Genomic DNA, 22,513 nt, shown 5'->3' with positions numbered 1-22,513 from the left:
TCACGACGCGCGCACGCGCAGAAAGTAGAGGGACAGATGACCAGGATTGCCCAGGAGGGTCGCGTCGCCGTCGTCACCGGTGGTGGAACAGGCCTCGGCCAGGCGTTCTCGCGACGTCTCGCGGAGGACGGCTACATCGTGGCCGTCGCCGACATCGGTGACACGACCAAGACCGTCGCCCTCATCGAAGAAGCGGGAGGCACGGCCGCGGGCTTCACATGCGATGTGAGCTCGCTCGAGTCCACCCGCGCGTTCGGGGAAGCCGTGCAGCAGGCGTTCGGTCGCGTCGACGTACTCGTCAACAACGCGGGGATCTACCCTGCGACGGCGCTGCTCGACATGGAGTTCGATGAATGGCGCAAGGTGCTGAGCGTCAACGCCGACAGCGTGTTCCTGATGACCAAGGTCGTGCTGCCGGGAATGGTCGAGCGCGGATGGGGGCGCATCATCAGCATCGCGTCGACCACCTTCCATTCCGGGATCCCGTTCAACACGCACTACACGGCCAGCAAGGGAGCCGTGATCGGGTTCACCCGTTCGCTGGCGGCCGAGGTGGGAGAGAACGGCGTGACGGTGAACGCGCTCGCGCCGGGCCTCGTGCGCACCGCGACCACCGAGGCGGGACCGCAGGCGGCGCTGTTCGACATGCTGGCGGGACAGCAGTCGATCAAGCGGACCGAGGAGCCAGCCGATCTCGTCGGGGCGGTGTCGTTCTTCGCCTCCGACGATTCCGCGTTCATCACCGGTCAGACACTCCTGGTCGACGGCGGGTGGATGCGGGCCTGACGGAAGGCGGAGTGGCAGAGGAGTTCGTCTGCCACTCCGCCCGGCCCGGGCGTTACGCGCCGAACAGTTCCCTTGTCGAGTTCGCAAGGATGTCGCGCAGTGCCTCGGCTTCGAGAGAGTCGTTCGCGGAGGAGAAGTATTCGGGCCCCACCTTGTGGAGACCGTCGATGACGGCGAGCGTGTCCAAGATCTCTTGAACGGGAAACTCACCCATCCCGAGGGGAAGTCTCATCTCGAGGCAATCGTCGAACCAGCTCCCCGTCTGGAGCGAGAGCGATGCATCGGCGAGCTGAACGGAGGTGATGCGATCACCCGGAACGGTTCGCAGCATCTCCAGCGAGGATCCGGAATGCATGAAGTGCCAGAAGTCGAAGACGATCCCGCTGTTGGAACGGTCAGCGCCGCTCACGATCTCCCACGCGGAAGCGAGGTCGGGGATCGCCCAGTCGAGCGGGATGAACTCGAGCTCGACGACGATGCCGAGCTCCGCAGCGTCGTCGCACAGCGCGGCGAAGTCCTCCGTCAACTCTTCGATCCCGATACTGCCCTGTGGCGCGATCGTCATCGCTGTGATCGACGACGCCCCGATCTCGACGGCGAGATCGAGGAACGCTCGCGGCGGAGTATCGAAGTACTCGATGTTCGCGGTGGTGGGGTCCGTCGCAGCAGGACGCCACGACCGAGGCCAGGTCGCGAGCGGGTCGAGGTGGCTGAGAGCAACGTTCGCATCCGCCGCGCGTGCGAGAAGCTCACGGAGCGCCCCCCCCGACGCCGTCCAGGCGCCGATGTCGGCCGGCGTGACGCTCAGGCGGCGGAATCCCGCCGCTGCCGTGACGTCGATCTGCTGAGGGAGTGCGAGCGCCCGCACGCTGCCGTTCCACATGATCGATTCCTCTCGGGGAATCGGCCGCTGAAGAGTGTGAGCCATGGCAGAATCCTCTCAGTCCGTCCATAACTGTATCCACTTAACGATGGGTTTAGAAGAGTCATGCACTCGATGCTCGCCCTCTTTCTCGTTCAGGTCGCCCGGAAAACAGCCATTCAGAGGGACAAGCAGTCGGACGATGTCCGCGAGGAGCGGATATTCGCTCTAGACTTCTCTCGCCAAAGTGTGTTTACTTGGCGTGGGCGCTACCCGGCGTCACCTACACGATGAAGTGGACTCGAACGCCCGCCGCAGCGGGAAAGTTCGAGCCGGGAAAGGACCGGTCGACATGGCGGACAAGACCCGAAAGGGACGGCTCGAGGGCAAGCGCGTCCTCATCACCGGAACCGGTGGCGGACAGGGCGAGGCGGCGCAGCGTCTCTTCGCCGAAGAAGGCGCGCGCATCGTCGGATGCGATCTGAAGGGCGGCGCCGAGCGCACCGCCGCGGTCCTGCGCGACGAGGGTTACGACGTCGTCGGCCACACCGTCGACCTCAGCAGCAACAGCGAGGCGACCGCGTGGGTGAAGGAGGGTGTGGCGAGCCTCGGGGGCATCGACGTGCTCTACAACAACGCTGCCGGATTCGGATTCGCGCCGTTCGCGAACATGAGCCTGGACCTCTGGCGCCATGTGATGTCGGTCGAACTGGATCTCGTCTTCCACACGACCAGCGCCGCCTGGCCGCTTCTCTGCGAGAACGGCGGTTCGCTCATCAGCACCGCGTCGTATTCGGGTCTGCGTGGGATCGAGCCGCTCGGCCAGGTCGCGCACGCGGCTGCCAAGGGCGGTGTCATCGCCATGACGCGCGCGCTCGCCGCGGAGGGCGCGCGCTATGGCGTGCGCTGCAACACGATCGCGCCGGGTTTCGTCGCGTCTCCGGCCACGGATGCCGCGGTCGACCCGCTGGGCCGCGCGTGGCAGCTGAACAACCACCTCATCCAGCGCCCGGGCACCGGCGACGACATCGCCTACATGGCGCTCTACCTCGCCTCCGATGAGTCGTCGTGGGTGACAGGCCAGAACTACAGCGTCGATGGCGGTGCGACGGCCGGCTGGCGCGACGATGCCGAGGCCGACCGGATCCGCGAGCTCTACTCGTAGGCCGCTGGCAGGAGGAGGAGGATTTCATGGCGACGCAACCGTGGTCTCTTGTGCAGTACCAGGATTCGCCTGGCGGTGAGCTGCGCGCCGGAGTCGAAGCTGAAGGAGTCGTTTACGCGCTGCCTGAAGGCTTCGCCCCCACGACCATCGAAATCCTCCGCTCCTGGCGCCGCAGCGAAGCCGCGCTGCGGGCGCTGGAGGTGTCGGACCTGGCGGAGGTGCCGGCGGCGCGCTTGGGCGCTCCCATCACCTTCCCGCCGAAGATCCTCTGTGCCGGGGCGAACTACTACGACCACGCGGCGGAGATGGGTACCGCCGTGCCCGACCCGACGGCGCGACCGTTCTTCTTCCTCAAGCCTCCCACCACGACCGTCATCGGCCCTGACGCCGGCATCCCGATGCCGTCGGGGGTCGATGCGGGCCTCGACTGGGAGGTAGAGCTCGGTGTCGTCATCGCCGACCGGGTGAAGAACGTCACGGAAGCAGATGCGCTCGCGCACGTGGCCGGCTATCTCGTTGCGAACGACATCTCTGCCCGAGGAATCTTCCCCCGGCCAGATGCCGTGATGGCGCCGTTCGCATGGGACTGGTTCCTCCATAAGGCCCTCGACGGGTTCTGCCCGACGGGACCCGGCCTGGTGCCGAGTTGGTTCGTGCCCGATCCTGCCGACCTCGCCATCAGTCTCAGTGTGAACGGGGTGATGAAACAGCAGTCTTCAACCGGCAACCTCGTGATCGGGATCGCCAGGCTCATCTCGGAGGCGAGCCGGTTCGTCACCCTCGAGCCTGGGGACCTCATTCTCACGGGCACGCCGGCCGGCGTCGGCATGCCGCGGAAGGACTTCCTCTCGATCGGCGACCACATGGTCGCCGAGATCGAGGGACTCGGGTCGCTCCGGACGACCGTGGTGGCCTGAGGCCGCGCGCTCGATCCGAAGCCAAGCTAGGACTATCTCACGAAAGGCGGAAGCAACATGATCGAAGTAAGCAGGACCCTTCCAGTGAATGACGGTGCGGACGTCGAACTGACCGTCGATGAGGTGTGGGACGGGCTTGTCGAGAAGGCGGCCAACCCATTGCCCTATGTCAAGAGCATCACCGAGTGCACCGTCGTGGACCGCTTCGACGGCGGCCTGGTGCGCGACATCATCCATGTGGGGCAGCCGGTCCGCGAAGTGGTGACGTTCTATCCGAAGAGGCGGGTGCACTTCGTGCGCACGCACGGCACTGCCCGAGGCACCATCGACAATGAGATCGGGCATGACGCTGACGGCGGGCTGGAGCTCACGTTCACGTTCCGGATCGTCGTGGACGGTGTCGAGGACGGCAGCCCGCAGGAAGCCGGATTCGCGGAGGGCATGGAGGCGGACTATCTCGATGCGGTCCGTACGACTCTCGCGGCCTGCCGGGCGAGACGCGTCGGAGCGCAGTAGCCGCGTAGCGGGCCTCAGCCTCCGGGCAGGGGGTCGAGCGTCGTCATCGGTCCCAGTCGCGCGTACGTCGGTCCGGCGAGACGCGCGATCGGATCGAGCAGCTGCGTGTCGATGCGCCTCCCACGCATCACGGCGTCGTCGATGCGCCATCCGACCACGGTTCCGACCACGAAGTCGCCGCCGGTCGCGCTGAACGCGATGGTTCGGTCGTACGAGCACTCCATGCTGATCGGAGCATCTGCGAGCGAGGGGACGCGGACAAGGCGCGACGGCACGAGACGCAGGCCGAGTTCGTCGGCTTCGCTGCGATCGGGCGGGAAACCCTCGGAGCTGGCGTGGAGCTGATCGAGTTGCGATGCCGTGGCGATGTTCACGACGTATTCGCCGTCGCGCTCGATGTTGCGCAGCGTGTCCTTGACGCCCGACTCTCGCCGGTTCACGGTGAACCCGAGCATCGCGGGATACTGACTGACCCAGGTGAAGGAGCTGAACGGAGCGAGATTCACCGGCCCGGGGGTGATCCCGGAGGTGACCCACGCGATCGGGCGGGGTACCACCGAGCCGACCAGCAGCCGATAGGTCTCGCGGGGATCCAACGCGCCGGCGTCGATGAACACGTCAGCGCCCCACATCTTTCGCCGTGTCTCCGAGAAGGCTGCGAAGGAGGACACGGAGCTCGGCACGATCTCGTCGTTCGAGATGGTCGGTCAGCAGGCTCTCCACACGCTGTGCTCCTCGGCGAAGCCGCGTGAGTTCCTCTTCTCCGGCTTCGGTGAGCCACAGCGTGTTGCGTCTCCGATCGCCGGCGTGCGGACGCCTGTCGATGAGCCCTCTCCGGTCCAGTCGGGCCGCAAGGTCGGCGATCGTCGATCTGTCCAGATCCAGTTCGTCGCCCAACTCGCGTTGACTTGCCCCCGGATGTCGCTCCAGCACGGCGAGCACGCCGTACTGGACGCTCGAGATCTCGGCCGAGACCTCCCGCGTCCAGAGGGCGACGTGCACCTGCTGCGCACGGCGGAGCAGAAAGCCGGTGAACCTCATCGGCTCCGCTTGCTCGGTGTCCATCTCACGCCCCGCGATCTCACAGCCATTGGGGGGCGGGCGGCGGCGGCGTGCCGCCGGCCGTGATCACGCCCCGCGAGGACCGGCCGATCCCCCACCCGACCAAGTCTGCCGCACGCCCGCGGACGACGAGCGGCGGCAAGTCCTCCTCGTCGACGTCGATCCGATACGTCGCCGGGCGGTCGACAGGTTCGAGCACGACATCGCGATCACCGGGCTTCCGCTTGCGCCGCCACACCTTGATGAGGTCGTCGAGCAGCAGCGTGTGCAGTTCGGCAGGAAAGTCGTGCACGCTGCCGCCGTTGCGCAGATCGACGGCGTGTATCCAGACTTCCCGGGTCCGCATCCACACGGTCTCGGACGCGGGTACGAGTCTTCCCTGCGCGGTTCGGACCTGATGCGACCAAGCCTCCTCCGGCAGATCCCGCCACTCCACATTCAAGTGGACGGCGGCATGGGCGGCGAGATTGCGCAGAGCGTCGACCGGGAGGGTCGCCCCGAACTCGATCTCCTCGCCGCGCTGCTGGTCCGAGTCGTACATCGGGGTCTCCACGCCCGTCCTCGCCCACTCGACGAGCCGTGCGACTGCGCGGGCGTTGAATCCCACGTGTGCCACGAGATGCCGGCGAGTCCATCCCGGGAGGAGCGACGGTGCGTCGAATTCGTCGTCGCGCAGCTCGTTCAGCCGTCGCGCCCAGTACGCCTGGCCACGGCGCATGAGGAGCAGACCGGCGGCGAGGTCAGGGTCGGTGACGTTGTCGGTGCGGGCTCCCATGAGGTCACCCGCCGGCGACGACCGTGTTGCGCAGCGTGCCGATGCCCTCGATCGCCGTCTCGAGCACCGCGCCGGGCGTCAGATAGCGCGGGGGCTTGCGAGCGTGGCCCACACCGCCGGGGGTGCCGCTGGCGATCACGTCGCCGGGCCTGAGCGTGAAGATCTGCGAGATGTAGGACACGAGCCTGGCGGGTCCGAACACGAGATCGTCGGTCGGCGTCTGCTGCACCCGCTCGCCGTCGACGGTGCTGCTCAGGATGCCGCCGAGCTCGAACTCGTCGGTGGTGACGAGCAGCGGACCGAACGGCGCGGTGGCTTCGAACGTCTTGCCCTGGAACCATTCGGGGCTGCGGTACTGGTAGTCGCGCATGGTCACGTCGTTCATGATCGAGTACCCCGCGATGGCGGCTGCCGCGTCGACCTCGTCGAGGTTTCGTGCGGTCGCGCCGATGACGATCGCGAGCTCCGCCTCCCAGTCGACCGCGTCCGGGGCGACGGCGGGCAGCACGATCGGGTCGTATGGTCCCAGGAGTGCTTCCGGATACTTGGCGAAGAGGGTCGGGTACTCGGGGAGTTCCCGGCCCATCTCGAGGATGTGGTTGCGGTAGTTGAGGCCGACGCACACGATCTTGGCCGGCTCGGGGACGACCGGCGCCCACTCGGCGTCGGCGATGCCGGCCACCGGGCGACGCGCTCCGTCCGCTACCCGTGCGCGCTCGCGCCAGGCGGGGTCGCTGAGCAGAGCGCCGACGTCGGTGACGTCGCTGATCTCGACGGCGGTGTCGCCGTCGATGCGGACGGCGATCGTGCCGGAGGTTGTTCGCAGTGTTGCCAGTCGCATCAGATGTCGTCCTTGCCGGGAATGAAGGTGCGGGTGAAACCGAGCCGGTCGATGATCGGCCCGTCGTTGAAACGGAAGAGGTCGAAGTCGGTGTCCGCGCGAAGCGACCAGGGCACCCAGCTGGGAACGACGAACAGATCGCCCTTTTCGAGACGATGTTCGCTCCCGCCGAGGAGGACGGAGCCACTGCCCTCGAACACCTGCCACACCGATGAGCCCACCTCGTGTCGCAGGGCGGTCTCGAAGCCCGCCCGGATGCGATGGAACTCGCACCGGATCGTGGGCATCACATCGCCGCCGGTGGTCGGGTTGGTGTAGCGGATGGCGGCGTGGCCCTGCTCGACGGTGGCGGGGTAGCCCTCATCCTCGAGGGCGAGCTGCTCGCGCAGCGCTGCGTCGGTGAACTCCCAGCGATACGCGCTCAGTGGGGAGCTGACCTTGGCGTCCAAGCCTGAGAGCGGACGCAGGCCGGGGTGAGCCCACAGGCGCTCTGCGCGCGACGTCTGCGGGGATGCCTCATCGGTCACACGCTCCGATCCGTACTCGAAGAACCCCACATCGGTGTAGCTCGAGAAGGGGATGTCGAGGCCGTCGATCCATGCCATCGGGTTCGGAGTGTCGTTGTGATGTCCGTGGAAGTTCCATCCGGGCGTCAGCAGCAGGTCGCCGCGGCTCATTCGCACAGGATCGCCATTCACGACTGTCCACACTCCTTCGCCCTCGACGACGAATCGGAATGCATTCTGACTGTGTCGGTGCTCGGGGGCAGTCTCATGACCTCCGAGGTACTGGATGGCGCACCACAGGGTCGGCGTCGCGTATGCGGTGCCTGGCAACCCAGGATTCATCAGCCCGATCGCTCGCCGTTCGCCGCCCCGGCCGACGGGCACGAGCTCGCCCGACCGTTCCGCGATGTCGAAGAGGGTGTTCCACTTCCAGACATGAGGGACCGCTCGTGGAGCGGGAACCAGCGGCATGAGGTCGTCGCGCTGGGTCCAGAGCGGGGCCATGCTGTTCGCGTCGAAATCTCGATACAACTGCTCGAGCTCCGGCGTGTCGGCTGTTCCGTCCATCTGCTGCATCGCAGTCCTCCTCGAGTTGCCGCACGTGGTGCGAGGCGATCGGAGCGTATACTCAGTGCCCCAACGATATCAACACCTTGCCACGAACGCCAAGTATGTGTATACACTTAATGGCGAGAGGAGCATCAATGAAGATCGCATGTGTAGGGGGCGGCCCGGGTGGCCTGTTCTTCTCCCTCCTGATGAAGAGGATCCGACCCGAGTGGGAGGTCGTGCTCTTCGAGCGCAACCGGGCCACCGACGCGTTCGGGTTCGGCGTCGTCTTCTCCGACGCGACGCTTCGCGCGATCGATGCCGCAGACCCCCTCCTCTCCCGCGCGCTCGGAGACCACGGCGTCCACTGGGACGCCATCGAGGTCCGCGCCAAGGGTGAAGCCTCGACATTCGGCGGGAATGGTATGGCTGCCATCCATCGTCGGGTGCTGCTGCAGATCCTGCAGGAGGCCGCAGCGAGCGCTGAGGTGGATCTGCGGTTCGAGACCACCGTCTCTTCGCTCGCAGAGCTCGACGGATTCGACGTCGTCGTCGCCGCGGACGGGGCGAACTCGTTCGTTCGCGAACAGCTGCTGCCCCAGCTCGGTCACCACGTGGAGACGGCGACCGCGAAATTCATCTGGTTCGGCACGACCTACATGTTCGACGGCCTCACCTTCGTGCACGCCAAGAACGAGCACGGACACTTCGCCGTCCACGCCTACCCGATCAGCGACTCGATCAGCACCTTCATCGTCGAGACGGACGAAGACACGTGGCGCCGCGCGGGTCTGGACGAGTTCGACGTCACCGCCCCGCCCGGACCCAGTGATGAGAAGACCCGCGCGTACCTCACCGAACTGTTCGCACCGTTCATCGACGGCGGCGAGCTCATCGGCAACAGCTCTCGGTGGGCGAACTTCCGCACGCGACGCACCGACTCCTGGCACTCCGGCAACGTCGCGTTCCTCGGCGACGCGGTGCACACGGCGCACTTCAGCGTCGGGTCCGGCACCAAGATGGCGATGGAGGACGCGATCGCTCTCGCTGAGGCACTGGCCGAATCCCCGGATGACCTCGATTCGGCGTTCTCGCGCTACGAAGGCGCACGCCAACCGTCTGTCGCCCGGATCCAGGAGGCCGCCCGACCGAGCCTCGCATGGTGGGAACGGTTCGGCGAGTATTACGAGGCCTTCGACCCGTGGCAGTTCGCCTTCCACTTCTTCTCTCGGAGCATCGCGATCGACAAGCTCCGTCAGCGTGATCCGCGATTCGTCGACATCGCCGAACAGAGCTGGTTGCGCGCGAACGGGGCACCCGTCCTGCACACTCCGCTCGAAGTAGCCGGACGCACGTTGTCGGGTCGGCGCCTCGTGGTGCGCGGCCGGGCCCTCGTGAACCCGGCATCCGGTGTGGAGATCGGCTGGGACGAAGGGACGGTCATCGAGCCCGGTGCGACCGCGCCGGTCGACGATGGGACGGCATTCGTGCTCGTCCGCGGGGGCGATGAGGGCCATCGGATTCAGCTCGCGGAGGATATCCGGCTTCGCCGAGGCGTCCCGACGGTGATCGAGCTCGATTCCGCATCGGATGCCGCGGTGGAGACCCTCGTGCTCTCCGGGCGCGTGGACGCCGTCGCCGTCAAGGAGGGTGAGGCGTGAGCGACCTTTCAGCGGCGTTCGCACCCCGCGGGATCGTCGTCGTCGGTGCATCCGCGCAGCCGGGCAAGCTCGGCACCGCCATGGCGAACGCCCTCGCGGGCGCCCGCGCGCCGGTGGCGCTGGTGAACAGCCGCGGCGGCGAGGGATTCTTCACGAGTGTGGCCGATGCCGTCGATGCCATCGGCATCCGAGGAGGCACCGCCGACCTGCTCGTCTCGTGCGTACCCGCGGCGGCGACACCCGAAGTGGTCCGCGCGGCAGGTGCGGCAGGCATTCGTGCAGCACTCGTGTGCGCGGGAGGGTTCGCGGAAATCGGCGGCGAAGGAGAGCGGTTGCAGAGCGAGGTGGCTCGTGCGGCGTCGGAGACCGGGATCCGAGTGATCGGTCCCAACACCTCGGGATTCTTCCGTCCGTCCGAGCTCTTGAGCGCCAGCTTCGTCCCCGGGGTGGGAGACCTCGCTCCCGGATCGGTCGCCGTCGTCGCCTCCAGCGGCGGGGTCAATCACATGCTCTCGTTCCGCCTCGCACTGGCAGGCGTGGGGATCAGCCTCGGTGTGGGCGTGGGCGCCGGATTCGACGTCACGCACGCTGATGTTCTTCGCTTCCTCGCCGACGATGAAGAGACGGCCGCTGTCGCCCTGCACGTGGAGAGCGTCGACGACGGTGCCGCACTCCTGGATGCCGTGCGTGCCGTCGCCGGTCGGAAACCGGTCGTCGCCCTCGTCGTCGGGCGACGGGAGGAATCGGCGTTCGCGCAGTCCCACACCGGCTCGCTTGCGACGTCCTGGAGGACGGCGCGCTCCGCGCTCGCACACGCCGGTGCCGTCGTGGTGGATTCGGTCGAGCAGCTGATCACCGCCGTCGCCGCGCTCTCTCGCGTGCGCATCGACCCCACGGCGGACGCCGGGGTCGGCCTCATCACCGCGCAGGCCGGTCCCGGGTTGATCATCGACGATGCCGCTGTCGCGGGAGGCTGGAGCCTGCCGACGCTGAGCGAGGGCACGCAGACCGCGCTCGCGGGGCTGCTTCCACCGCTCACGTTCCAGGCCAACCCGGTCGACACCGGCCGGCCGGCGGAGTCCTTCCCGGCGGTGCTCAACGCCGTCGCCCAGGATCCGGCGATCGACCTGCTCGCGGTGTACGCGCTCGCCGAGGCGGTGGTGGATCTGCCCGGAGCGGTCGTCGAGTCGGGCACGACCACCCCCGTGATCCTCGCGACAGACGGCCCGCGCGAGCAGATCGAGCGCGCGCAGGCGCGCGCGAGTGAGCTCGGTCACCCCCTGGTCAGCGGGCCGACCGCACTCGCCTGGGCCGTCGAGGCAGTCATCTCCGATGCGCGCGCACGCCACCGCCACGGGGGAACCGTCGTCACCGACGCACCCGTCGTCGAGCGTGGCACGTGGGACGAGAAGCAGGCGAAGGAGCTTCTCGAGCGGATCGGCATCCGCACCCCCGCAGCCCGTGTCGTCACCGATCTCGCCGGCGCGCTGGCCGCGCGTGAGGAGCTGCACGGTGGGATCGCGGCGAAGATCCTGGACGCGTCGATCCTGCACAAGACGGAAATCGGCGGAGTGCACCTCGGCATCCGCGATGAGCAAGCCATGGTCGATGCTGTCGCCGCGCTGGGCCGCATCGGGGCAGAGAGGATCCTCGTTGAGCAGATGGCGGATGCCGGCGTCGACCTCGTGGTCTCCGCCCGCCGCGATCCGGTCTTCGGCCCCATCGTCCTGCTCGGTATCGGCGGCACCGCGGCCGAGGCGATCGCCGATGTCGCGATCCGCACGGCACCTCTGACCGTCGGCGCTGCCCAATCGATGATCGATGATCTGCACGCGCGCGACCTCCTGCACGGCTGGCGCGGGGGACCGGCGGTGGATACGGCTGCTCTGGGCGGGACCATCGCTGCGCTCGGCGCACTCCTGGTGAAGAATCCCTCGATCGATGAGATCGAGATCAACCCCTTGCGGATCACGCACGACGGGCTCGTCGCCCTTGACGCCGTGATCATCCCCGCGACGAAGGAGCAATGATGCCACGTCCGACGACGGATGGGTTCGTCCCCTGGCCCATCGCTGATGCGGATCGCTTCCGTGCCAGCGGGTACTGGGAGGATCGCTCCCTCTTCGCCCACTTCGCCGATGCGGCCGCGGGGCGCCCCGACGACATCGCCGTCGTCGACGCCGAGGTGCGACTGTCGTACGGTGAGCTGCTCGCGCGTGTCGAGGCCGCTGCGGCGCGATTGCTGGCGCTCGGACTCCGCATGGACGACAGAGTGCTGATCCAGCTGCCGAACTCGTGGGAGTTCATCGCCTTCACCCTGGCCTGCTTCCGCGCGGGGGTCGTGCCGGTGATGGCGCTCCCGGCCCATCGCGAGCACGAACTGGAGTACCTCGCGGAGCTGTCGGAAAGCGTCGCCTTCGTTGTTCCCGCGACGCATCGGGACTTCGATCACGAATCGCTGGCCGCGACCATCGCCGATCAGGTGGCCAGCCTGCAGCATGTCATCGTGCTCGGCGAGCCCGCGCGGGCGGACAGCGTCCGTCTCGACGATCTGCTCGCCCGCACCGAAACCGGAGCGGTGGTGGCGCCGCCGCAGCCTGCGGGGGATGCCATCGCGTGCTTCCTGCTGTCGGGGGGAACGACGGGGCTTCCCAAGCTGATCGCCCGCACCCACAACGATTACGCGTACAACGTGCGCGTCACCTCTGAGGTGGCCGGACTCACCGCCGACTCCGTCTATCTCATCTCGCTGCCGGCCAGCCACAACTTCCCGCTGGCGTGCCCCGGCTTCCTCGGAGCTCTGTTCGCGGGAGGTCGAGTGGTGAGCATCGCCTCGCCCGAGCCGCGCCGCGCGTTCGAGGCGATCGCGCGCGAGCGAGTCACCGTCACCGCTGCGGTCCCGGCTGTCGTGCAGCGCTGGATCGAGTACCAGGAGCAGGAGCACACGGACCAGCTCACGAGCCTTCGCTCGATCCAGGTCGGCGGCTCGCGCATCGCCGACGAGGTCGGGGCGAAAGTGGGGGAGGTCCTCGGCGCGACGCTGCAGCAGGTGTTCGGAATGGCAGAGGGGCTGATCAACATGACCCGTCTGGACGACGACGTCGAGGTCATCGTCGGCACTCAGGGGCGCCCCTGCTCAACGGCAGATGAGGTGAAGATCGTCGATGAGTCCGGCGAGGAACTCCCGCCGGGGGCCACCGGCGTTCTCCTGACGCGCGGCCCCTACACGCCGCGAGGCTACTTCCGCGCGCCCGAGCACAACGCCAAGGCGTTCACGCCGGACGGGTGGTACATAAGTGGCGACATCGTGGAGCTGCGTGCTGACGGAAACATGATCGTCCAGGGCCGCGACAAGGACATGATCAATCGCGGCGGGGAGAAGATCTCGGGGGAGGAGATCGAGAACCTCGTCTACCGGCATCCACAGGTGGCGCTGGCCGCGGCAGTCGCCATGCCCGACGCGCTCCTCGGGGAACGGGTCTGCGTGTACGTGACGCTGCGCGACGATGCGACGCTCGACCTGGAAGAGGTGCGCGAGGCCATGCGTCGAGCAGGAGTGGCCGCGTTCAAACACCCCGAGCGCCTGGTCGTCGTCGACGACATTCCGCTCACGAAGGTGGGAAAGATCGACAAGAAGACCCTTCGCGCGGACATCGCCGGGCGGATAGAGGAAGAAGCCGCTCGAGAGGGCTCGAGCGCTGCCGGATGATGCGCCCCTGGGAAGCGCACGACACAAGGAAGTGAGACACACCATGCCTGCACCCATCCCGCCGACCGCGACGCCCGCGACCGTGTCGAAGCTCGGCTACGTCGGGTTCGAGACGCCGGATGTCGATCGGATGGTCGACTACTACACCAAGATCCTCGACTTCGTGGTGGTGGAGCAGTCCGCCGACGAGGCCTACCTGACGACGAACTTCGACCACCATGCAGTGGTCGTAAAGAAGGGAGGCGTGAAGCCCCGCAGCTTCGTGGGATACGAGGTGTTCGGCGAGCTGTCCGATGTCGCTGACAAGCTCCGTGCGGTCGGCCTCACGGTCGACCGCCGCAGCGATATCGCTCCTTCGACCCCGGACGTGCTCGTTCTCGAGGAGCCGACCACGGGCGTTCCCATCCATCTGTACGACCAGCAGTCCGGCAGCGGCGTAGACGGCTACACCCCCATTCGCCCGACCAAGCTCGGTCATGTCGCGGCCTTCGTCGACGCGCTGGGGCCGTTGCAGGACTTCTACCAGGATCTGCTGGGGTTCCGATGGTCCGACACCATCGGCGACTTCTTCGTGTTCCTCCGCTGCAATTCGGACCACCACGCAGCGAACTTCATGGCATCGAAGAAGCTTTCCGGGCTCCACCACATCGCCTACGAGATGCGCGACCTCAATCATCTGCAGACGATGCTCGACCACCTCGCTCGCAACGACTACCGTCTCGACTGGGGTCCCGGACGTCATGGCGCCGGACACAACATCTTCACCTACCACAAGGATCCGGATGGCAACAACATCGAGCTGTTCACGCAGCTGGACGTCATCCACGACGAAGCGAAGGGCTACTGGGAGCCTCGCCCCTGGCACAACGAGTTCCCGCAGTATCCGAAGACGTGGGAGGTCGACGCCGTCGCCGTGAACAGTTGGGGCCCGATCAACCCGGCGCTCATCGACCACTGATCCCTGGGATCAGCGCGAGGGCGGGACGATCGTTTTCGGCAGTCGCGCCCTCGCCAGAGCCAGCGCCTGGGACACGGCGAACCCATCGCCATTCGGCGAGAGATCGCGCAACACGGAAAGGCTCGTGCGCGCGAGGTGATTGGCCATCCGGGAGGCGGCGGCATCCCGGTCGCCCTCGACGATGGCATCGAGGATCGCTTCGTGCTCATCGTGAGCGATCGAGAACGACTGAGGATGCCACACCTGATAAAGGCGCAAGTAGCGCTCGGTCCGTTCTGAGTAGGAGTCGATGACGCGCAGCAGCGGCTCGTCAGCGCGCGAGACGCACACCCCGTGGAACGCACGGTGCGCATGCACCCAGGCGTCCATGTCTGCGACGTCGCGGGCTTCGTCCATACGACGCAGATGCTCCTTCGCCTGCTCGATCTCGGTGTCGCTGATGCTTCCCGCCGTGAGTCGCGTGCCGAAGGACTCGAGCAGGATGCGGACGCTGTACAGCTGATCGACCTCGTTGACGTCGAGATGTCGCACGGTGGCGCGCTGGTTCGTGTCGGCCTCGATGAGACCTTCTTCCTGCAGCATCCGGAACGCCTCTCGCGTGGGAGTCCGGCTGACGCCGAACACGCGGGCGAGCTGCGCCTGCTTGAGCACTTGGCCCGGCGGGATCCGTGCGTCGATGATGAGGCGCCGCAGATGGTCGTGCAACTCGACGCTCACATGACGCGGGTTCGTGAACGTGGGCGCAGGAAGATTCTCGATCGCGTCGAACTCCCGGCCTGGCATAAACCGATGGTACGTGCATGCGCGCTGAGATCGATGCACATCGAAGCCAATGTCTTCAGAGGTGTCTACACATAGACGTGTCCAATGGAGTAGATCGACGCGAAATTGAGCGAAATCGGCGATCACCCGTTAGAGTAGGAAGCGCAAGTGTATCCCGTAATCAATGACGAAGCGGAGAGTTCATGATCATCACCTCCCCGGAACGTTCCGATGCGTCAGGCCGGGCCACCATCCACGCCGACGGTGCCGTCCGCACGTACAACCTCGTCAATGCCGAGGCCGAACGGGCCAGCGGCCGCATCGACGTCATCGATGTCGACGGCGGCGCCTCGCATCGCCTCGACCTCGGCGGACACGAGTCCGCGGTCGTCGTCGTCGGGGGCAGCGGTGCGCTCGCTGACGATTCGGGAAGGTCCGTGATCTCGGAGGGGAGTTTCGCGCAGCTTCCGGCGGGCCGCATCGCGGCACTGCACGCGGATGCCGGCGGGCTGCGCGTCCTCCTGATCACCGGTGGCCACGTCGCCGAGGGAGGGGCGGTTCGTCGTGTCGGGCGCATCGGCGAGGTCGAGGACAATCCCTTCCATGATCCCGACGCCGGCTTCCTGCACATGAGCGCGCGGTGGCTCATCGACAGCGACCACGGAGGCTCGCGCACGTTCACCCTCGGTCAGAGCACGTTCGCGGGTGAGCGAGGGAGCCATGAACTGCACCGCCATCCTGGCGGACAGGAATTCTTCTACATCCTGGAAGGCGAGGGTGTGCAGCTCGTGGACGACGGTGAACCGGCGCCGATGGGTGCGGGCGACCTCGTGTTCGTACCGCGCAGCGAATGGCATGGATTCCGCAACACCGGGTCGTCCGAACTGCGCGCGATCTTCGGGTACCTGGGGGCGGAGAGCCTGGAAGCAGGCGGATACGAACTGCCCTGACCCGGCTCCGCACCGGACGCGGATGGGATGCGGGCGCGCGTCAGAGGCGCAGCCCCGGACGGCGCGCAACCTCGCGGGCGATCGCGAGCGCGGCGGTGTGCACCGCCAGGCCCACACGCCGAACGTCGAAGTCGGCATCCCATCCCGCCGCCGAGATCGCCGCGAGCGGCTCTCCGGACGCGCCGCGAATGCATGCGGCTGCGCACGCGATGCCGGCGCCGCTCTCCTCTCGCTCATATGCGATCCCGGTCGAGCGAACGCGGGCGAGCTCTCGGTACAGCCGGGCGGGGTCGGTGACCGTCCGCGGTCCGACGCTGGTCAGACCCGCTGCGATCATGTCGTCCAGCACGTGAGGATCGGAGTAGGCGAGCAGAGCCTTGCCGACACCAGTCGCATGGGCCGGCATCCGACCCCCGACCCGACTCGGGAGGCGCGGTGTGCCGCGGGCGGGGAGGATCTCGATGTACACGACCTCACCGCGCTCCAGCACCGCCAGGTGCACCGTCAGATTGACGGCGTTGCGAAGATCCGACATGGATGCCAGCGCAACCTTCCGCAGATCGCGCGGGCGGGCCGCAGTCTCGCCCAGCTCGAACACGCGCAGTCCGAGGCGAACCCCCGTGCCGCTTCGTTCGAGGAACTGGAACGCGACGAGTTCCTGCACGATACGCGACGTGCTGGACTTCGCGAGGCCGGCGCCGCGAGCGATCTCGGACACGCCGAGCACCGGGTTCTCCGCGGTGAAGGTGCCGAGAATAGCCGCGACTCGTCCGACCATCGACAGCGTCGCCTCGTGGTCACCGTTCCGCTCAGTGGATCGCATTCTGTGAGTATGCATGCGCGAGCGCTCATAATCCAGTAGGCCGAGAAGATCACGATGGAGTCGATGTGGAACAGACGCTGTACGCCACGCTGGGGGATTCGCTGCTCGAATCCGGACGGACCCGCACGCCGATCCCGGCCCTCACCGCGCAGCACCCGGACCTGACGGTCGAGGACGCCTACCGCGTTCAGCTGCATCAGGTCGACAGTTGGATCGCTCAGGGTCGTCGCGTGATCGGATTCAAGGTCGGTCTGACCAGCAAGGCCATGCAGCGCATGCTCAAGGTCGATTCTCCCGACTTCGGCCACCTCTTCGACGACATGCTCCTCGATCCCGTGCAGCCGATCGACATCGATCGGTTCATCTCGCCGCGCATCGAACCGGAGATCTCGTTCGTGTTGAAGCGCGACCTGACCGGGCCGGGCCTCACCGTCGTAGATGCCATCGCGGCGATCGACTATGCCGTCGCATCGATCGAGGTGATCGACTCCCGCATCGCGGACTGGAAGATCGGCCTCGCCGACACCATCGCCGATAACGCCTCCTCAGGCGCGCTCATCCTCGGGACCCGCTCCATTCGGCTCGACGAAGTCGACCTCAGTCTCCTCGGCTCCGTGGTGACCAAGAACGGCACGGTGGTCTCCACCGGCGCGGGGGGCGCAGTCCTCGGCCACCCGGTCAACGGTCTGCTCTGGCTCGCCAACCAGCTGGGCACGCTCGGGCGGTCGCTTCCGTCGGGTTCGATCATCATGGCCGGGTCGATGTCGGGCGCCGTGCCCGTCGCGCCCGGTGACCGGATCACTGCGACGTTCGCCCGCCTGGGTACCGTCAGCGCCCGCTTCGCCTCGGACAAGGAGACCTCATGACCCGCAGCGCCGCCATCGTCGGTTCGGGCAACATCGGCACCGACCTGCTCATCAAGCTCCTTCGCAGCGAGGTCCTCGACGTGCATTCGTTCGTAGGGATCGATCCCGCGTCTGACGGGCTCGCTCGCGCGGCGGGTCTCGGCGTGCGAACAAGCGCGGGCGGCGTCGACTGGCTTCTCGACCAGCCTGACCTCCCCGACTTCGTGTTCGAGGCGACGAGCGCGGGCGCGCACGCGGCGAACGCCGCGCGCTACGCCGAGGCGGGCATCGTGGCGATCGACCTGACCCCTGCCGCGGTCGGGCCGTTCGTGTGCCCCGCCGTGAACCTCGACGAGCACATCGGTGCGCCGAACCTCAACATGATCACGTGCGGCGGGCAGGCGACCATTCCGATCGTGCATGCGGTATCGAGCGTCGCGCGCGTGCCCTACGCCGAGATCGTGGCATCCATCTCCTCCCGTTCTGCAGGACCCGGTACCCGCGCGAACATCGACGAGTTCACCGAGACCACGTCCCACGCGATCGAGCAGGTCGGCGGTGCCGAGCGCGGCAAGGCGATCATCATCCTCAACCCGGTCAAGCCCGACATGATCATGCGCGACACGGTGTTCTGCTCGCTCGAGCCCGGGGCCGACCAGGGTGCGATCGCCGCATCCATCCATGCACGCGTCGCTGAGGTCCAGAAGTACGTACCGGGATACCGGCTGCGCAGCGAACCCCAGTTCGACGAGCCCAACGAGTTGTGGAACGGAATGGGTCGCGTCGCTGTCTTCCTCGAGGTCACCGGGAACGGCGACTACCTGCCACCGTGGGCCGGCAACCTCGACATCATGACCGCGGCGGCCATGCGGGTCGGAGAACTGCTCGCCACGTCGGGAAAGGTGATGGCATGACGTTCGACTATTCCGGGGCTCAGACGCTCCCCTCGGTGCGCATCACCGACACGACGCTGCGCGACGGCAGTCACGCCGTCCGGCATCGTTTCACCGAGCAGCAGGTGCGCGAGGTCGCCGGCGCCCTCGACCGCGCCGGCGTACAGGTGATCGAAGTCACCCACGGCGACGGACTGAGCGGCTCGTCGTTCAACTACGGGTTCAGCCTCGTGCGAGACATCGACCTCGTCGCGGCCGCCGCCGAGGAGGTCGAGCGTGCTCGCATCGCCGTGCTGATGCTCCCCGGCCTCGGCACGGTGGCGGACCTTCGCGAAGCCCACGACGCCGGAGCCCGGGTGGCGCGGGTGGCGACTCACTGCACCGAGGCCGACGTCTCGATCCAGCATTTCCAGGCGGCGCGCGCACTCGGCATGGAGACCGTCGGCTTCCTGATGCTCTCGCATCGGATCGAGCCGGCCGAGCTCGCCGCGCAGGCCCGGATCATGGCCGATGCCGGCTGCCAGTGCGTCTACGTCGTCGACTCTGCCGGCGCGCTCATGCCCCACACCGCCGCCCCCCGCGTCGCCGCGCTCGTACAGGAGCTCGGCGACGACGCGCAGGTCGGATTCCACGGCCACCAGAACCTGTCGCTGGGCATCGCCAACTCGATCGCCGCCTACGAGGCGGGTGCTCGTCAGATCGACGGCACTCTGTGCGCACTCGGCGCGGGTGCAGGCAACTCCCCGAGCGAGGTGCTGACGGCCGTCTTCAGCGGACTCGGCGTGCCCACCGGAATCGACGAGGAGTTGATGCTCGCGGCGGCGGAAGAAGTGCTGCGACCCCTGATCTCGCGGATGCCGGTGGCAGACCGCGCTTCGATCGTGCAAGGCAGGTACGGGGTGTACAACTCCTTCCTGCTCCACGCGGAGCGGGCCGCTGATCGCTATGGCGTGCCGGCGTACCAGATCCTGCGGCGCGTCGGCGAAGCCGGCTACGTCGGCGGCCAGGAGGACATGATCATCGACGTCGCGATCGAACTGGCGGCCGCACGATGACTCTCGACGCTGAGGCCATCGATCAGGTCGCGCAGGAGCTTCTGGACCGGGAGACGGAGCGTCGCGACGGCGGGCGAGTAACTGAGAGCTTCCCCGGACTCGACATCGACAGCGCGTACCGCGTGCAGCACGAACTCCTCGCTCGAAAGGTCGCCGCGGGCGAGACGGTCATCGGCGTGAAGCTCGGTCTGACCTCACGAGCCAAGCAGATCCGGATGGGGATCGATTCCCCACTGACCGCGGTCCTGACGGACGCGATGGTGATCCCCAACGGCGAACCGCTCCTCGCGTCGGAGCTCATCCACCCTCGCGTCGAGCCCGAGATCGCCTTCGTGATGCGTGAGCGTCTCGAAGGCCCGGGGGTGACCGCGGCGACGGCGCTCGCGGCCGTGGCGAGCGTCCACGCCGGACTCGAGGTCATCGACAGTCGCTTCGCTGACTTCTCGTTCGCGCTGCCCGACGTCGTGGCCGACAATGCCTCCAGCGCGCGGTTCGTCGTCAGCCCTTACGGCGTCGACCCCTCGACGTTGGATCTGTGGCTCGAAGCGGCCGTTCTCGCCCTCAACGGCGAGGTCGTCGATTCCGCCACCGGCGCCGCGGTCCAGGGGCACCCCGCCGAGGCGCTCGCCCTCGCCGCCAACGATCTCGCCTCGCGCGGCGGGGCGATCGAGGCCGGATCCATCGTGCTGACCGGCGGCATGACGGATGCCGTCGCCGTTGCGCCGGGCGATGAGATCCTCGTCCGCTTCACTCATCTCGGCTCCATCACGCTGCCAATCGGAGAAGGTGCATCATGACCACCCCCACGACCGCGAACATCCCGGCGGGTACGACGTCCACGGACGACTCGCTGCCCCTCATCGGCCACATCATCGACGGCGAAGAGGTTCAGTCCGAGAGCGGCAGGGTCTTCCCCAGCATCGATCCGTACACCCGTCAGCCCTGGGCGCAGATCGCACTGGGCACGAGTGTGGAGGCCGGACTCGCGGTAGCCGCGGCCCGTCGCGCCTTCGACGAAGGGCCGTGGCCGCGAATGAGCGCAGGTGCCCGGCGCAAGATCATCCATCGCTTCGCCGACCTCATCGAGGAGCACGGCGACGAGCTCGCCATGGCCGACACGCGAGACATGGGCAAGCCGATCACCCAGAGCCGCGGAAACGATGTGCCGCGAACGGCGCTCAACTTCCGCTTCTTCGCCGATCACGCCGCGCTCACGCCCGCCGAGGTCCTGCCGATGGATTCGGGACACCACACGTACACGAGATTCGACCCTGCGGGCGTCGTCGTCGCGATCGCTCCCTGGAACTTCCCGATGATGCTGGAGAGCTGGAAAGTGGCGCCCGCACTCGCGTGGGGCAACACCGTCGTGCTCAAGCCGGCCGAGGACTCGCCGGTGTCCGCCACGATCATGGCGCGCCTTGCTCTGGAAGCCGGCATCCCGCCCGGAGTCTTCAACGTGGTGCACGGCTATGGACCCGACTCGGTCGGAGAGGCGCTCACTTCGAACCCCGACGTGGATCGGATCACGTTCACGGGCGAGTCGGGCACCGGGCGCATCATCGCGCGGGCAGCCTCCTACAACCTCGTGCCCGTCAGCCTCGAACTCGGCGGCAAGGGAGCCAACGTCGTGTTCGCCGATGCCGATCTCGACAACGCCATCGATTGGTCTATCCGCGCGATCTTCACCAATACCGGCCAGGTGTGTCTCGCCGGCAGCCGGATCTACGTCGAGCGGCCGCTCGTCGAGGAGTTCGTGGCGCGCTTCACCGCTGCGGCGGAGGCGATGGTCGTCGGTGACCCCAAGGATCCGGCGACCCAGATCGGGCCGCTCTCCAGCGGGGTGCATTACACGAAGGTTCGCGGCTACTTCGACACGATCGCCGACTCCCACGGTACCCGGCTCAGCGGCGAACTGCGTGACGGCTGGTTCGTGACCCCGACGATCATCGTCGAGCCGGACCGCGACTCCGCCCACCAGCGCGAGGAGATCTTCGGTCCGATCGTGACCATCACTCCCTTCGACTCCGAAGACGACGTGATCGGGGAGGTCAACGACAGCCCGTACGGCCTCAACGCGATGCTGTTCACCGAGAACCTCACGCGCGCGCACCGTGTGGCCGGCGCGCTCGTGGTGGGCACGGTGTGGGTGAACTGCTTCTTCATCCGCGATCTGCGTGCTCCCTTCGGTGGGGCGAAGGCATCCGGCGTGGGACGCGAAGGCGGCAACTTCAGCCGGGAGTTCTTCACAGAGCCCAAGGCCGTCGTCATGCAGATGGTCCCGCCGGCTCACTGAGCCGGGAGCAGATCCCGCGACCCACCGCCTCCGTCGCCACACCCCGCCGAAACACATACCATCCAAGGAGGAATCGTGATCTTCGTTACGCACTCACTTCCCGTCAACAGCGCAGACGGCCCCGTGCTCAGCCGCTCAGACGTATGGGACGGCCTCGTCCTCAAGGCGAACAACGCCCTGCCTTTCGTTCCGTCGATGACGGAGTGCGTCGTCACGGCCCGGCTGAGCGACACGGTCTTCGACCGCGACATCGTTCTGCGTGGTCAGCCGCACACCGAGCGCATCACATTGCAGGAGCCCCAGCGCGTGGTCTTCACGCGCATCGCCGGCCCCGTGCTCGGAACCATCGCGAATGAGATCGAAGGGGACGACGACGATCTGCACCTCCGGTTCAGCTTCGCCCTCGTGGTCACCGGCGTCGAGCCGGGATCTTCGGAGGAGAAGGAGTACGCGGACGGGATGACGGCTGACTACCTGAGGGCCGTCGCGTCGACGCTTGACGCCATGCGCAAGGTCGCCGAGGGCGCCGAGTCCTAGAACGTGAGAAGAGGATGCCGTCGTCCGGTGAGACACGGCATCCTCTTC

The 22,513-nt window shown here is 67.2% G+C and carries 23 protein-coding genes; 15 read left to right on the top strand and 8 right to left on the bottom strand.

Annotated elements, in window-relative coordinates; translation table 11 throughout:
* Nucleotides 1-36 precede the first annotated feature (36 nt).
* Nucleotides 37-786, top strand: coding sequence for an SDR family oxidoreductase (locus Q9S36_RS27720; RefSeq protein WP_311288066.1), 750 nt, complete (start codon nt 37-39; stop codon nt 784-786).
* Nucleotides 787-838: 52 nt separating this feature from the next.
* Here the strand turns inward: Q9S36_RS27720 and Q9S36_RS27715 are convergent, their stop codons facing one another.
* Nucleotides 839-1,654: a TIM barrel protein gene (locus Q9S36_RS27715; protein WP_311288065.1), complete on the bottom strand. Its 816-nt coding sequence runs from the start codon at nt 1,652-1,654 to the stop codon at nt 839-841.
* 346 nt (nt 1,655-2,000) lie between these two features.
* Here Q9S36_RS27715 and Q9S36_RS27710 point away from each other — a divergent pair, with 346 nt between their 5' ends.
* Genes Q9S36_RS27710 through Q9S36_RS27700 form a run of 3 tightly spaced genes read left to right on the top strand, consistent with a single transcriptional unit; the run spans nt 2,001 to nt 4,246 of the window.
* Entirely contained in the window at nt 2,001-2,813 is an 813-nt protein-coding gene (locus Q9S36_RS27710; protein WP_311288064.1) for an SDR family NAD(P)-dependent oxidoreductase, read from the top strand.
* A gap of 26 nt (nt 2,814-2,839) precedes the next feature.
* Nucleotides 2,840-3,730, top strand: a complete 891-nt coding sequence (locus tag Q9S36_RS27705; protein ID WP_311288063.1) for a fumarylacetoacetate hydrolase family protein — start codon at nt 2,840-2,842, stop codon at nt 3,728-3,730.
* Nucleotides 3,731-3,787: 57 nt separating this feature from the next.
* Nucleotides 3,788-4,246: an SRPBCC family protein gene (locus tag Q9S36_RS27700; protein WP_311288062.1), complete on the top strand. Its 459-nt coding sequence runs from the start codon at nt 3,788-3,790 to the stop codon at nt 4,244-4,246.
* A 14-nt stretch (nt 4,247-4,260) separates the two neighbouring features.
* Here Q9S36_RS27700 and Q9S36_RS27695 read toward each other — a convergent pair whose 3' ends face one another.
* From Q9S36_RS27695 to Q9S36_RS27675, 5 genes are read right to left on the bottom strand one after another with little or no spacing between them, the layout of a single operon-like run.
* Complete coding sequence (locus tag Q9S36_RS27695; RefSeq protein ID WP_311288061.1) at nt 4,261-4,878, bottom strand: flavin reductase family protein; 618 nt, start codon at nt 4,876-4,878, stop codon at nt 4,261-4,263.
* On the bottom strand, nt 4,865-5,311 hold the full coding sequence (locus Q9S36_RS27690) for a MarR family transcriptional regulator (RefSeq protein ID WP_311288060.1): 447 nt from the start codon (nt 5,309-5,311) through the stop codon (nt 4,865-4,867). The genes Q9S36_RS27695 and Q9S36_RS27690 overlap by 14 nt, the downstream gene beginning before the upstream one ends.
* 16 nt (nt 5,312-5,327) lie before the next feature.
* Nucleotides 5,328-6,083, bottom strand: a complete 756-nt coding sequence (locus tag Q9S36_RS27685; protein ID WP_311288059.1) for a maleylpyruvate isomerase family mycothiol-dependent enzyme — start codon at nt 6,081-6,083, stop codon at nt 5,328-5,330.
* Nucleotides 6,084-6,087: 4 nt separating this feature from the next.
* Nucleotides 6,088-6,924 carry a fumarylacetoacetate hydrolase family protein gene (locus Q9S36_RS27680; RefSeq protein WP_311288058.1) on the bottom strand — a complete coding sequence of 279 codons (837 nt, stop codon included), beginning with the start codon at nt 6,922-6,924 and terminating at the stop codon, nt 6,088-6,090.
* Nucleotides 6,924-8,006 carry a cupin domain-containing protein gene (locus Q9S36_RS27675; protein ID WP_311288057.1) on the bottom strand — a complete coding sequence of 361 codons (1,083 nt, stop codon included), beginning with the start codon at nt 8,004-8,006 and terminating at the stop codon, nt 6,924-6,926. Before Q9S36_RS27675 ends, Q9S36_RS27680 begins: the two co-directional genes overlap by 1 nt.
* Nucleotides 8,007-8,188: 182 nt before the next feature.
* Between Q9S36_RS27675 and Q9S36_RS27670 the strand changes: the two genes are divergently transcribed.
* The 4 genes from Q9S36_RS27670 to Q9S36_RS27655 are packed head-to-tail and all read left to right on the top strand — an operon-like array spanning nt 8,189 to nt 14,307.
* Nucleotides 8,189-9,640 carry an FAD-dependent monooxygenase gene (locus tag Q9S36_RS27670; RefSeq protein WP_311288056.1) on the top strand — a complete coding sequence of 484 codons (1,452 nt, stop codon included), beginning with the start codon at nt 8,189-8,191 and terminating at the stop codon, nt 9,638-9,640.
* The gene (locus Q9S36_RS27665) at nt 9,637-11,670 is read left to right on the top strand and encodes an acetate--CoA ligase family protein (RefSeq protein ID WP_311288055.1); all 2,034 of its coding nucleotides are present in this window, start codon (nt 9,637-9,639) and stop codon (nt 11,668-11,670) included. Before Q9S36_RS27670 ends, Q9S36_RS27665 begins: the two co-directional genes overlap by 4 nt.
* Complete coding sequence (locus Q9S36_RS27660) at nt 11,667-13,349, top strand: AMP-binding protein (protein ID WP_311288054.1); 1,683 nt, start codon at nt 11,667-11,669, stop codon at nt 13,347-13,349. Before Q9S36_RS27665 ends, Q9S36_RS27660 begins: the two co-directional genes overlap by 4 nt.
* Nucleotides 13,350-13,392: 43 nt before the next feature.
* Nucleotides 13,393-14,307 (top strand): VOC family protein, encoded by a 915-nt coding sequence (locus Q9S36_RS27655; RefSeq protein ID WP_311288053.1) that lies wholly within the window; start codon nt 13,393-13,395, stop codon nt 14,305-14,307.
* 9 nt (nt 14,308-14,316) lie between these two features.
* Here Q9S36_RS27655 and Q9S36_RS27650 read toward each other — a convergent pair whose 3' ends face one another.
* The gene (locus Q9S36_RS27650) at nt 14,317-15,216 is read right to left on the bottom strand and encodes a GntR family transcriptional regulator (protein WP_311288052.1); all 900 of its coding nucleotides are present in this window, start codon (nt 15,214-15,216) and stop codon (nt 14,317-14,319) included.
* A gap of 56 nt (nt 15,217-15,272) precedes the next feature.
* Between Q9S36_RS27650 and Q9S36_RS27645 the strand changes: the two genes are divergently transcribed.
* Nucleotides 15,273-16,019 carry a cupin domain-containing protein gene (locus tag Q9S36_RS27645; RefSeq protein ID WP_311288051.1) on the top strand — a complete coding sequence of 249 codons (747 nt, stop codon included), beginning with the start codon at nt 15,273-15,275 and terminating at the stop codon, nt 16,017-16,019.
* Between the two features lie 40 nt (nt 16,020-16,059).
* Here Q9S36_RS27645 and Q9S36_RS27640 read toward each other — a convergent pair whose 3' ends face one another.
* Complete coding sequence (locus Q9S36_RS27640; RefSeq protein WP_311288050.1) at nt 16,060-16,842, bottom strand: IclR family transcriptional regulator; 783 nt, start codon at nt 16,840-16,842, stop codon at nt 16,060-16,062.
* 65 nt (nt 16,843-16,907) lie between these two features.
* Between Q9S36_RS27640 and Q9S36_RS27635 the strand changes: the two genes are divergently transcribed.
* The 6 genes from Q9S36_RS27635 (at nt 16,908) to Q9S36_RS27610 (ending at nt 22,465) form a co-directional block, all read left to right on the top strand.
* Complete coding sequence (locus Q9S36_RS27635) at nt 16,908-17,708, top strand: fumarylacetoacetate hydrolase family protein (RefSeq protein ID WP_311288049.1); 801 nt, start codon at nt 16,908-16,910, stop codon at nt 17,706-17,708.
* Nucleotides 17,705-18,601, top strand: coding sequence for an acetaldehyde dehydrogenase (acetylating) (locus tag Q9S36_RS27630; protein ID WP_311288048.1), 897 nt, complete (start codon nt 17,705-17,707; stop codon nt 18,599-18,601). Before Q9S36_RS27635 ends, Q9S36_RS27630 begins: the two co-directional genes overlap by 4 nt.
* Nucleotides 18,598-19,635 carry a 4-hydroxy-2-oxovalerate aldolase gene (gene dmpG, locus Q9S36_RS27625; RefSeq protein WP_311288047.1) on the top strand — a complete coding sequence of 346 codons (1,038 nt, stop codon included), beginning with the start codon at nt 18,598-18,600 and terminating at the stop codon, nt 19,633-19,635. The genes Q9S36_RS27630 and dmpG overlap by 4 nt, the downstream gene beginning before the upstream one ends.
* Complete coding sequence (locus tag Q9S36_RS27620; protein WP_311288046.1) at nt 19,632-20,432, top strand: fumarylacetoacetate hydrolase family protein; 801 nt, start codon at nt 19,632-19,634, stop codon at nt 20,430-20,432. The genes dmpG and Q9S36_RS27620 overlap by 4 nt, the downstream gene beginning before the upstream one ends.
* A complete protein-coding gene (locus Q9S36_RS27615; protein WP_311288045.1) occupies nt 20,429-21,928 on the top strand; it encodes an aldehyde dehydrogenase in 1,500 nt (499 codons plus the stop codon). Before Q9S36_RS27620 ends, Q9S36_RS27615 begins: the two co-directional genes overlap by 4 nt.
* Nucleotides 21,929-22,003: 75 nt before the next feature.
* Nucleotides 22,004-22,465, top strand: coding sequence for an SRPBCC family protein (locus Q9S36_RS27610; protein ID WP_311288044.1), 462 nt, complete (start codon nt 22,004-22,006; stop codon nt 22,463-22,465).
* The last annotated feature ends 48 nt before the right edge of the window (nt 22,466-22,513 follow it).

The sequence above is a fragment of the Microbacterium sp. ARD31 genome (assembly GCF_031844425.1).
The sequence above is the reverse complement of the archived record's forward strand: the minus strand, read 5'-3'. Positions and strand labels throughout refer to the sequence as shown.

Bases quoted from the DNA above. Each gene is read 5' to 3' on its own strand.
- Q9S36_RS27670 (WP_311288056.1), top strand. From the start codon at position 8,189: ATGAAGAGGATCCGACCCGAGTGGGAGGTCGTGCTCTTCGAGCGCAAC.
- Q9S36_RS27615 (WP_311288045.1), top strand. From the start codon at position 20,429: ATGACCACCCCCACGACCGCGAACATCCCGGCGGGTACGACGTCCACG.
- Q9S36_RS27645 (WP_311288051.1), top strand. From the start codon at position 15,273: ATGATCATCACCTCCCCGGAACGTTCCGATGCGTCAGGCCGGGCCACC.
- Q9S36_RS27620 (WP_311288046.1), top strand. From the start codon at position 19,632: ATGACTCTCGACGCTGAGGCCATCGATCAGGTCGCGCAGGAGCTTCTG.
- Q9S36_RS27640 (WP_311288050.1), bottom strand. From the start codon at position 16,842: ATGCGATCCACTGAGCGGAACGGTGACCACGAGGCGACGCTGTCGATG.
- Q9S36_RS27685 (WP_311288059.1), bottom strand. From the start codon at position 6,083: ATGGGAGCCCGCACCGACAACGTCACCGACCCTGACCTCGCCGCCGGT.
- Q9S36_RS27630 (WP_311288048.1), top strand. From the start codon at position 17,705: ATGACCCGCAGCGCCGCCATCGTCGGTTCGGGCAACATCGGCACCGAC.
- dmpG (WP_311288047.1), top strand. From the start codon at position 18,598: ATGACGTTCGACTATTCCGGGGCTCAGACGCTCCCCTCGGTGCGCATC.
- Q9S36_RS27660 (WP_311288054.1), top strand. From the start codon at position 11,667: ATGATGCCACGTCCGACGACGGATGGGTTCGTCCCCTGGCCCATCGCT.
- Q9S36_RS27705 (WP_311288063.1), top strand. From the start codon at position 2,840: ATGGCGACGCAACCGTGGTCTCTTGTGCAGTACCAGGATTCGCCTGGC.
- Q9S36_RS27720 (WP_311288066.1), top strand. From the start codon at position 37: ATGACCAGGATTGCCCAGGAGGGTCGCGTCGCCGTCGTCACCGGTGGT.
- Q9S36_RS27655 (WP_311288053.1), top strand. From the start codon at position 13,393: ATGCCTGCACCCATCCCGCCGACCGCGACGCCCGCGACCGTGTCGAAG.
- Q9S36_RS27700 (WP_311288062.1), top strand. From the start codon at position 3,788: ATGATCGAAGTAAGCAGGACCCTTCCAGTGAATGACGGTGCGGACGTC.
- Q9S36_RS27675 (WP_311288057.1), bottom strand. From the start codon at position 8,006: ATGCAGCAGATGGACGGAACAGCCGACACGCCGGAGCTCGAGCAGTTG.
- Q9S36_RS27680 (WP_311288058.1), bottom strand. From the start codon at position 6,924: ATGCGACTGGCAACACTGCGAACAACCTCCGGCACGATCGCCGTCCGC.
- Q9S36_RS27710 (WP_311288064.1), top strand. From the start codon at position 2,001: ATGGCGGACAAGACCCGAAAGGGACGGCTCGAGGGCAAGCGCGTCCTC.
- Q9S36_RS27695 (WP_311288061.1), bottom strand. From the start codon at position 4,878: ATGTGGGGCGCTGACGTGTTCATCGACGCCGGCGCGTTGGATCCCCGC.
- Q9S36_RS27690 (WP_311288060.1), bottom strand. From the start codon at position 5,311: ATGGACACCGAGCAAGCGGAGCCGATGAGGTTCACCGGCTTTCTGCTC.